Genomic DNA, 9730 nt, shown 5'->3' with positions numbered 1-9730 from the left:
CGGGTGCACGCATAGGCGCGGCTTTCTCCGAAGCCACCGGCGCGTCGATCGATACCCGGACACTGGCGCCGGGTGACCTTTACTTTTCCATCAAGGGCGATGTCCACGATGGCCACAAGTTTGTCGACGTCGCTCTCGAAAAAGGCGCCGCCGCGGCGTTCGTGGCATCAGGCCGCGAAGGCGAGTTCAAGGCGCAGGATCGGTTGATCGTCGTGCCCGACGTGTTGGACGCCATGCGCCAGCTCGGGCGCGCTGCGCGCGCACGAAGTCATGCCAAGATCGTCGCCATCACCGGATCCGTCGGCAAGACCGGCACCAAGGAAGCGATGCGGCTGGCTTTGTCGCGCCAGGCGGCGACTCACGCTTCTGTCGCCTCCTACAACAATCATTGGGGTGTTCCGCTGACGCTTGCGCGCATGCCTCGCGACAGCGTGTATGGCGTGTTCGAAATCGGCATGAACCATGCGGGCGAAATCTTGCCGCTGACGGCGATGGTGCGACCGCACGTGGCCGTGGTCACCACGATCGAGCCCGTTCATATCGAGTTCTTTCCTTCCCTGTGGGGCATCGCGGACGCGAAGGGTGAGATTTTTTCCGGGATCGAACCCGGCGGCACGGCCGTCATTACACGCGACAGCCCTTATTTCGAGCGGTTGCGCAGCCATGCCTTGGCGTCCGCCGCAGGTCGTGTCGTGTCGTTTGGAGAGCACGAGGCCGCGGATATCCGTGCCGAACGGATCGTTGCCAAGCCGGATGGCTCCATCGTGGACGTCACCGTGTTTGGGCAGCCGCTGACGTATCGGGTCGGCACGGCCGGGCGCCACATCGCGCTGAACTCGCTGAGCGTCATTGCTGCAGCTCACGCTCTTGGAGCGGATCTCGCCGCGACGGCCCAGTCGTTTGCAGAGCTCAAGCCGCCGGTAGGCCGTGGAGAGCGGACGCTGTTGTCCGTCCAGGATGGCGACGTACTCCTCATCGACGAAAGCTACAACGCGAATCCGGCGTCCATGAAGGCCGCATTGGCCAATCTCGGATCCGTCGAGATGATCGGGCAGGGACGGCGGATCGCCGTACTCGGGGACATGAAGGAACTCGGCGTCGGCGCACCGGAGTTGCACAAAGGACTCGTCGAAGCGGTGGAGGCCAACAAGGTCGATCTTCTGTYCGCTGCCGGGCCCCTGATGGCACATCTCACCGCGGCCTTGCCTGCCGGTATCGTCGCCGCGCAAGTCGAGCGTTCGTCCGAACTGGTCGAAGCCGTCTGCGCCGAAATGCGCCCGGGCGATACCGTCATGGTGAAAGGCTCGCTCAGCATGCAGATGGCGCTCATCGTCAAAGCGCTCAAAGAACGTTTCGCCGCGCATACGACCGCGCAGGCGCTCAAAGGACCATAACGATGTTGACCTTCCTGGCTGAGTTCAGCCCCTATTTCAGCCCGCTCAACGTCTTCCGGTACATCACTTTCCGCACTGGCGGCGCGACGGCGACCGCCTTGCTGTTCGTCTTCCTGTTCGGTCCGGCGATCATCTCATTGCTGCGCTTGAAGCAGGGCAAGGGTCAACCGATCCGCGAGGACGGTCCGCAATCGCATCTTCTCACCAAGCGCGGCACGCCGACGATGGGTGGTTTGATGATCCTCGCTGGCGTTCTCGTCAGCACATTGTTGTGGGCCAATCTCGCCAACGCTTATGTCTGGGTCGTTCTCTTCGTCACCGTCGGCTTCGGCGCCATCGGCTTCTACGACGATTTTCTCAAGGTCACGAAGCAATCGCACAAGGGATTTTCAGGCAAATCCCGCCTCGCCATCGAGGCGTTGATCGCGGCGGCGGCGTGCATCGCCATCGCCAACATCTCCGCGCCCGGCCTCGCCAACAAAGTGGCCCTGCCATTCTCGAAAGAACTGCTGTTCAACCTCGGCTGGTTCTTCATCGTCTTCGGCGGCTTCGTGATCGTCGGCGCTGGCAACGCGGTGAACATCACCGACGGACTCGATGGTCTTGCCATCGTACCGGTGATGATCGCAGCCGGTACGTTCGGCTTCATCGCCTATCYTGCCGGTAACGCCGTCTTCTCGAACTATCTGCAGATCCACTTCGTGCCCGGCACCGGCGAACTTGCCGTGATCTGCGGCGCGTTGATCGGGGCCGGGCTCGGCTTTCTCTGGTTCAATGCCCCACCAGCGCAAATCTTCATGGGCGACACGGGTTCGTTGGCGCTCGGTGGTCTCCTTGGAACCATCGCCGTCGCCACAAAGCACGAAATCGTGCTCGCTCTTGTGGGCGGGTTGTTCGTGCTCGAAATCCTGTCTGTGATCATCCAGGTCACGTCCTTCAAGCTCACCGGCAAACGTGTCTTCAAAATGGCGCCGATCCATCACCATTTCGAGCAGTTGGGGTGGACGGAACCGCAGGTCGTCATCCGTTTCTGGATCGTATCCGTCGTGCTGGCCATCGTCGGGCTGGCGACACTCAAGCTGCGGTGACGACATGACACCTGTCACCACATTCGCCAGCAAGACCGTTGCGCTCTTCGGGCTCGGAGGATCCGGGCTTGCGACGGCGCTCGCGCTCAAGGCCGGCGGTGCGCATGTGGTGGCGTGGGACGACAATGCCGCGAAGGTGGCGGAAGCACAGGCGAAGGGCATTGAGGTCGGCGATCTGCGCGAGGCCGATTGGACGCGCTTTTCCGTTCTCGTCCTCGCTCCGGGCGTGCCGTTGACGCATCCCGAGCCGCATTGGTCGACGGTCTTGGCGGCGAAGGCCGGCCTCGAGGTAATCGGCGATATCGAATTGTTCTGCCGCGAGCGGGCGAAGGTCGCTCCCTTGTCCCCCTTCATCGCGATCACCGGAACGAACGGGAAATCGACGACCACGGCGCTTGTGGCGCATATCCTGCAGAGCGCTGGCCGCGATGTTCAACTTGGTGGCAACATCGGAACGGCGATCCTGTCTCTGGAATCGCCGTCCGACAAACGTGTGCACGTGATCGAGTGTTCGTCTTTTCAGATCGATCTCGCACCGACGATGGCGCCTTCGATCGGCGTTCTCCTCAATATTTCGCCCGACCATCTCGATCGACATGGGACGATGGAGAACTATACGGCGATCAAGCAGCGTCTCGTCGCGAGGGCGCGCGTTGCGGTGATCGGTGCGGACGATTCTCTGAGCCGCGAGATCATCGGCGACCTCGCCGGTCATGGCCGCTCCGTCATCCGGGTCGGACTGCGCGATCGAGATGTGGGCAGCGTCTACGCCGAAAACGGAACTGTCTTCGCGCGCATCGAAGGAGCCCCGCGCCGCGTGGCGGACCTTTCAGGCATCGGCTCGTTGCGGGGCGACCACAATGCCCAGAACGCGGCGGCGGCCGTCGCGATTGCGTTGCTGAGTGGCGTTTCGGACGATCTCATTCAATCCGCGTTGAAGAGCTTTCCGGGCTTGCCGCACCGTATGGAAGAGGTCGACCGTCTGGCCGGGACGCTGTTTATCAACGATTCCAAGGCAACGAACGCGGATTCGACCGAGAAAGCCCTGAAATCGTTTGACGACATTCTGTGGATTGTCGGCGGCAAGCCAAAAGAGGGCGGTATTGCGTCATTGAAACCGTACTTCTCGAAGATCCGCAAAGCCTATCTGATCGGTGAGGCATCCGATCAGTTTGCGGCAACGCTGGGAGACGCGGTGCCACATGTTTTCAGCGGCACACTCGACAAGGCTGTGCAGCAGGCGGCGCGTGATGCGGCGGGAATGAAGACGGCAGTCGTCCTCCTCTCGCCGGCTTGCGCATCCTACGATCAATTTCCGAACTACGAAGTCCGCGGCAATCATTTCCGCGATCTCGTCCGGGCGTTGCCCGGAATCATTCCGACGATGGGGGCTTGAGCCATGGTGTCACGCGCGGAACGTTCGCCCCTCGGCGATTGGTGGTGGACCGTCGATCGTCTCCTGCTCGCCGGTCTCGGCGCGATCATGATCTCGGGCCTCGTCTTTCTCATGGCCGGCGGTCCGCCCGTCGCCGAGCGGCTCGGTTTGTCGACCTTCCACTTTCTCTACCGTCAGGCGCTCTTTCTTCTGCCGACGGTGGGCATTCTGGTGTTCGTTTCGTTTCTCTCTCTGCGCCACGTGAGGCGGCTGGCTCTTCTCGTCTATGCCGTCGCCATGCTGCTCGTTCTCGCGACCTTTCAATTCGGACCTGAGATCAAGGGCGCCCATCGTTGGATCATGATCGCCGGCATCGGCATTCAGCCGTCGGAGTTCGTGAAACCGGCATTCGTCGTCATCTCGGCATGGGCGTTCTCCGAGGGTGCTCGTCGCAAGGACATGCCGGGCGCGTTGCTCGCACTTCTCATTCTGCCGGCGACGATCATTCCTCTCGTGCTGCAGCCGGATTTTGGCCAAACGATGCTGATCACCGTCGTGTGGTGCGGGCTCTTCTTCGTCGCCGGTTTGCATTGGTTCTGGGTGATGGGACTTGGCGGCGCGGGATTGCTCGGCATCGCTGCCGCCTACGAATTCCTCCCGCACGTTCGCGCACGTATCGAGCGTTTCATGGACAAGTCGTCGGGCGATACGTTCCAAGTCGATACGGCGATGGAATCTTTCGCTCGCGGCGGCTGGCTCGGGCGTGGGCCAGGTGAAGGCACCGTGAAGCGCATCCTGCCCGACGCTCATACCGACTTCATTTTCGCGGTTACCGCCGAGGAATTCGGCATCGTGGTCTGCATCGCAGTGCTTCTCATGTTTGCGTTCGTCGTGCTGCGGGGGCTGATGCTGGCACGCCGGAACGAAGACACCTTCTGCCGCCTTGCGACCACCGGCTTGATCCTGATGTTCGGTTTGCAGGCCTGCATCAACATGATGGTGAACGTTCACCTGATGCCCGCCAAGGGCATGACGCTGCCGTTCGTTTCCTACGGCGGTTCTTCGCTGCTGTCGCTTGCGCTCGGTATGGGTTTCCTGATCGCGCTCACACGCCGTCGCCCGCGCGCCGAGATGATGGAGCGGTTCGATTGAGGGCTCCATCGTGACGGCTCCCCTGATCCTTCTTTCCGCGGGCGGCACGGGCGGCCACCTGTTTCCAGCCGAATCGCTGGCGAACGCCCTTCACGGGATGGGCGCTCGTGTCGTGCTCGTCACGGACAAGAGGGCGAACGCCTATGCCGGGTCGTTCCCTTCGGAGGAGATCATCGAGATTCCGTCCGCCACGCCGTCCGGCCGATCCGTGCCACAGATGGCGAAGGCGGCGCTCCTGCTCGGACGGGGAATCTTGAAGGCGATACCCGTGATACGTCGCCTCAAGCCCGACGTGGCCGTGGGCTTTGGGGGATATCCGACGGTTCCGCCGCTGCTCGCCGCTTCGTTCCTCCGCGTTCCCATCGTCATTCATGAAGCGAATGGCGTTCTGGGCCGCGCCAACAGGCTGCTCGCCCGGCGCGCCAGCCTTATCGCGACGGGTTTCGCCGAGACGAAAGGGGTTCCCCCGAACGTCTCAGGGACGTTGTTCCACAGTGGCAATCCCGTCCGTCCGAGCGTTCTCGACGCGGCTGCGACGCCGTTTCCGGCGCTTGGCCCCGCTGATCCGTTCAAGCTCCTCGTGTTCGGCGGCAGCCAGGGCGCGCGCGTGATGAGCGATATCGTGCCGCCGGCGGTGGCCTCTCTGCCGCCCGAAATCCGGGCGCGACTGTCGATCTGTCAGCAGGCCCGCGAGGAGGACCGAGAGCGTGTCCGCGAAGTCTATGCCGGGTTGGGCGTCGCCTGCGAAGTCGCGCCCTTTTTCAAGGATCTGCCGCAGCGCATCGCCGATGCCCACTTGGTCGTCTCGCGCTCCGGCGCATCGACGGTTGCCGAACTTTCGGTGATCGGACGTCCGTCGGTCTTGGTGCCTCTTCCCGGTGCCCTGGACCAGGATCAGGCGGCGAATGCCAAAACGCTCGCCGATATCGGCGCTGCCATCGTCCTTCCACAAGTCGCGTTTACCCCCGAGCGTCTCGCCCAGGAGATCGAAGGCTTTCTGAGGGAGCCGGCCCGCTTGACCCGGGCTGCCGCCTCCGCCAAGAGCGCCGGGATCTCCGATGCCGCGGATCGCCTCGCCGAGGCGGTTCTCCGGCTCGCATCCACGACAAAAAACGGAACCAAGCCATGAAATTGCCGCCGAAACTCGGACCCATCCACTTCATCGGCATCGGCGGCATCGGCATGTCCGGCATCGCCGAGGTCATGCATAATCTCGGCTACACGGTGCAGGGCTCGGACGCCGCGGACAACTACAACGTCAAGCGTCTGGGCGAGAAGGGCATCAAGACCTTCATCGGACACAAGGCCGAAAACGTCGAGCACGCCGAGATCGTCGTCGTCTCGACAGCCATCAAGAGAGACAATCCCGAACTCATGGCGGCGCGCGAAAAGCGCCTTCCCGTGGTGCGCCGGGCGGAAATGCTCGCCGAATTGATGCGATTCAAGTCCTGCGTCGCGGTTGCCGGAACACACGGAAAGACCACGACGACATCGCTGGTCGCCACGCTCCTCGACGCAGGCGGTCTCGATCCCACCGTGATCAATGGCGGCATCATCAACGCCTATGGCACCAACGCGCGTATGGGCGAGGGCCATTGGATGGTGGTGGAGGCCGACGAATCCGACGGAACGTTCCTCAAATTGCCGGCGGACGTGGCGATCGTCACCAATATCGACGCCGAACATCTCGATCACTTTCATTCCTACGACGCGATCAAGGACGCATTTCGTTCCTTCATCGATTCCATTCCCTTCTATGGGTTCGCGGTGATGTGCATCGACCATCCCGCGGTGCAGGATCTCGTCGGCCGCATCGAAGACCGGCGCATCATCACCTACGGTGAAAACCCGCAGGYCGATGTGCGCATCATGGACATCGATCCGCGCGGCGGGCAGACGAAGTTCCGCGTCATGATCCGGGACCGTCGTCCCGGTTTCCGTCTCGAGCTCGAGGATCTCGTTCTGCCGATGCCCGGTGCGCACAACGCATTGAACGCAACGGCGGCCATCGCGGTGGCGCATGAACTCGGCGTATCCCCCGACGCGATCCGAAAAGCTCTAGGCGGCTTCGGCGGCGTGAAGCGGCGGTTCACGCGCACGGGTGAATGGAACGGTGTCACCATCTTCGACGATTACGGCCACCATCCTGTAGAGATCAGCGCGGTTTTGAAGGCCGCGCGCGCCTCGACCGACGGACAGGTGATCGCCGTCGTGCAGCCTCACAGGTATTCGCGCTTGTCGTCGCTCTTCGATCAATTCTGCACGTGCTTCAACGATGCGGATGCGGTCATCGTCGCTCCCGTCTACGCGGCCGGCGAACAGCCGATCGCAGGCGCGGACCGAGATGGCCTGGTGTCGGGCCTGRAGGCCCGCGGCCACCGCAATGCGATGGCCCTCGAGAAGTCGGAGGATCTCGCCAACCTCGTGAAGGGGATCGCGAAGCCAGGGGACTACGTCCTCTGCCTCGGGGCCGGTAACATCACCCAATGGGCCTATGCGCTTCCGGGCGAGCTCGATGCGCTCGGTGAAAAGGCGGCCTGATGTATCCGGACATCACCGTCGAGCTGAAGTCGCGGATGCCCGATTTGCGAGGCACATTGGAGGCCAACGCGTCGAGCGTTCCTCTTTCGTGGTTTCGCACCGGCGGTCCGGCCAAGGTCTTGTACACGCCCGCCGACGAGGATGACTTGTCGTACTTTCTCAAAAGTCTCGATCCGGCAATTCCGGTTCTAGTGGTGGGGCTCGGATCGAATCTTCTTATACGCGACGGCGGATGGCCGGGCGTCCTGATCAGGCTCGGCAAACGGTTCGCGGAAGTTGTCGTCGAGCCGGGGCATCGGGTTCGCGCCGGAGCTGGCGCGCCCGACGTGAAGGTTGCGAGGGCGGCGGCCGAGGCCGGCATTGCCGGGTTGTCGTTCTTGCGGGGTATTCCCGGCGCCATCGGCGGCGCGTTGCGCATGAACGGCGGAGCCTATGGCGGTGAGACGAAGGATGTGCTGATCGAAGCGATGGGCTTGGCGCGGTCCGGAGATCGCGTCAGTTTCAGCAACGCCGAGATGGGCTTTTCCTATCGGCGCTGCGCCGTTTCCAACGACGTCATTTTTACCGAAGCCCTTTTTGAGGGACGCCCTGGCGAACCGACGGAAATTCTGGCCGAGATGAACGCGATCACGGATGCGCGGTCCTCGACCCAGCCTGTGAACACACGGACGGGCGGATCGACATTCAAGAATCCTCCGGGACAGAAGGCGTGGGAACTGATCGACGCCGCAGGATGTCGCGGATTGCGGATCGGCGACGCGCAGGTGTCCGAACTCCATTGCAACTTCCTCATCAATCACGGCTCGGCGAGCGCTTCCGAAATCGAGCAGCTGGGAGAAGAGGTCCGCCGCCGGGTTCGCGAAACGGCCGGTGTCGAACTGCATTGGGAGATCAAACGGGTAGGAATGGCTTAAGCCCTCCTGCTCATGATCGGCCTTGAGGCCCCGCGGGCCGCTTCGGCGATTCGCACCCCGTTGAGATCGACGGCGAGGCGTCGGAAGCAATATCCGCAAGGCACTGGCGCCACGCCGCCCGGCACGAGATGGAGACGACGATGGCGAAACATGTCGCAGTCCTGATGGGCGGCTGGTCGGCCGAGCGGGAGGTCAGCCTGTCCTCCGGCCGCGCCTGCGCCCGGGCTCTGGAAGAGCAGGGTTACAAGGTGACGCCGATCGACGTGCAGCCCGATATCTCGACGGTCTTGAACGCGGTCGCTCCCGACGTGGTCTTCAATGCTCTCCACGGGCGCGTGGGTGAAGACGGCACGATCCAGGGCCTGCTGGAGCTGTTGCGGCTGCCGTACACGCATTCCGGGGTCCTCGCATCGGCGCTCGCCATGCAGAAGGACAAAGCCAAACTGATCATGAGCGCCGCCGGCGTTCCGGTCGCCCATGGGCTCGTCGTTAACCGTTTGGAGGCTGCGAAAGCACACGTCCTTCCTGCGCCATATGTCGTCAAACCGGTCAACGAAGGCTCTTCCGTCGGCGTCATCATCGTGCGCGAGGACCGTAGCCATCCGCCCCAGGAATTGCTGCGGGAGGATTGGGCGTTCGGCCAGGAAGTCCTTGTGGAATCATATGTTGCGGGCCGCGAACTGACCTGCGCCGTGATGGGCGACAGGGCCATCGGCGTCATCGATATCCGCCCCGCGACCGGGGTGTTCTACGACTATGACGCAAAGTACGCGAAAGGTGGGTCCATTCACGTCCTGCCGGCAGAAATTAAACCGAATATTTACCAAAAGGTCCAAGAGTTGGCGTTAACAGCGCATCAAGCGCTCGGCTGTCGGGGAATCAGCCGTGCCGATCTTCGGTACGACGACACTCCAGGCGGAACCGGGGATCTCGTCGTTCTAGAGGTCAACACGCAACCCGGAATGACCGAGACCAGTTTGGTGCCGGAACTCGCAGCCCATGCGGGCTATACGTTTGGTGAGCTTGTACGATGGATGGTGGAGGACGCTACCTGCAACCGATGACGGCCTATCCGGCCGGTCACGCCGTTGCGCGCGTCGCTACCTACGACGACTTTCCGAATCACTCTCCGCGCTACGAGCGCTCTGGTCCGTCCCGTCCCTCCCGCGGGCGGCGTCGGTCAGTCACTGTTCCGCTCGCAAAGAGACTTCCCCACTTCCTTGGTACCGGATTGACCCTCGGCTTTTTCGCCGCGGTGGCCTTCGT

8 protein-coding genes and 1 pseudogene are annotated in these 9730 nt (G+C 62.6%); all 9 read left to right on the top strand.

The window, feature by feature from the left end:
• Positions 1-1394, top strand: a 1394-nt coding sequence (locus tag AC1DT3_RS05495) for a UDP-N-acetylmuramoylalanyl-D-glutamyl-2,6-diaminopimelate--D-alanyl-D-alanine ligase (protein WP_477464237.1), incomplete at its 5' end; no start/stop codon positions are given.
• Positions 1395-1396: 2 nt separating this feature from the next.
• Complete coding sequence (gene mraY, locus AC1DT3_RS05490; RefSeq protein ID WP_477464236.1) at positions 1397-2482, top strand: phospho-N-acetylmuramoyl-pentapeptide-transferase; 1086 nt, start codon at positions 1397-1399, stop codon at positions 2480-2482.
• Between the two features lie 4 nt (positions 2483-2486).
• Positions 2487-3878, top strand: coding sequence for a UDP-N-acetylmuramoyl-L-alanine--D-glutamate ligase (murD, locus tag AC1DT3_RS05485; RefSeq protein WP_477464235.1), 1392 nt, complete (start codon positions 2487-2489; stop codon positions 3876-3878).
• Positions 3879-3881: 3 nt separating this feature from the next.
• Positions 3882-5009 (top strand): FtsW/RodA/SpoVE family cell cycle protein, encoded by a 1128-nt coding sequence (locus AC1DT3_RS05480; RefSeq protein ID WP_477464234.1) that lies wholly within the window; start codon positions 3882-3884, stop codon positions 5007-5009.
• A gap of 10 nt (positions 5010-5019) precedes the next feature.
• Complete coding sequence (murG, locus tag AC1DT3_RS05475) at positions 5020-6138, top strand: undecaprenyldiphospho-muramoylpentapeptide beta-N-acetylglucosaminyltransferase (protein ID WP_477464233.1); 1119 nt, start codon at positions 5020-5022, stop codon at positions 6136-6138.
• On the top strand, positions 6135-7550 hold the full coding sequence (murC, locus tag AC1DT3_RS05470; protein ID WP_477464232.1) for a UDP-N-acetylmuramate--L-alanine ligase: 1416 nt from the start codon (positions 6135-6137) through the stop codon (positions 7548-7550). The genes murG and murC overlap by 4 nt, the downstream gene beginning before the upstream one ends.
• The gene (gene murB, locus AC1DT3_RS05465; RefSeq protein WP_477464238.1) at positions 7547-8464 is read left to right on the top strand and encodes a UDP-N-acetylmuramate dehydrogenase; all 918 of its coding nucleotides are present in this window, start codon (positions 7547-7549) and stop codon (positions 8462-8464) included. The genes murC and murB overlap by 4 nt, the downstream gene beginning before the upstream one ends.
• A gap of 140 nt (positions 8465-8604) precedes the next feature.
• Positions 8605-9528, top strand: coding sequence for a D-alanine--D-alanine ligase (locus AC1DT3_RS05460; protein ID WP_477464231.1), 924 nt, complete (start codon positions 8605-8607; stop codon positions 9526-9528).
• Positions 9525-9730: pseudogene (locus tag AC1DT3_RS05455) on the top strand (cell division protein FtsQ/DivIB); the annotation flags it as partial. The gene AC1DT3_RS05460 and the pseudogene AC1DT3_RS05455, both read left to right, overlap by 4 nt.

The organism is Microvirga sp. P4_G7, from assembly GCF_056401005.1.
The sequence above is the reverse complement of the archived record's forward strand: the minus strand, read 5'-3'. Positions and strand labels throughout refer to the sequence as shown.

Bases quoted from the DNA above. Each gene is read 5' to 3' on its own strand.
- murD (WP_477464235.1), top strand. From the start codon at position 2,487: ATGACACCTGTCACCACATTCGCCAGCAAGACCGTTGCGCTCTTCGGG.
- AC1DT3_RS05480 (WP_477464234.1), top strand. From the start codon at position 3,882: ATGGTGTCACGCGCGGAACGTTCGCCCCTCGGCGATTGGTGGTGGACC.
- AC1DT3_RS05460 (WP_477464231.1), top strand. From the start codon at position 8,605: ATGGCGAAACATGTCGCAGTCCTGATGGGCGGCTGGTCGGCCGAGCGG.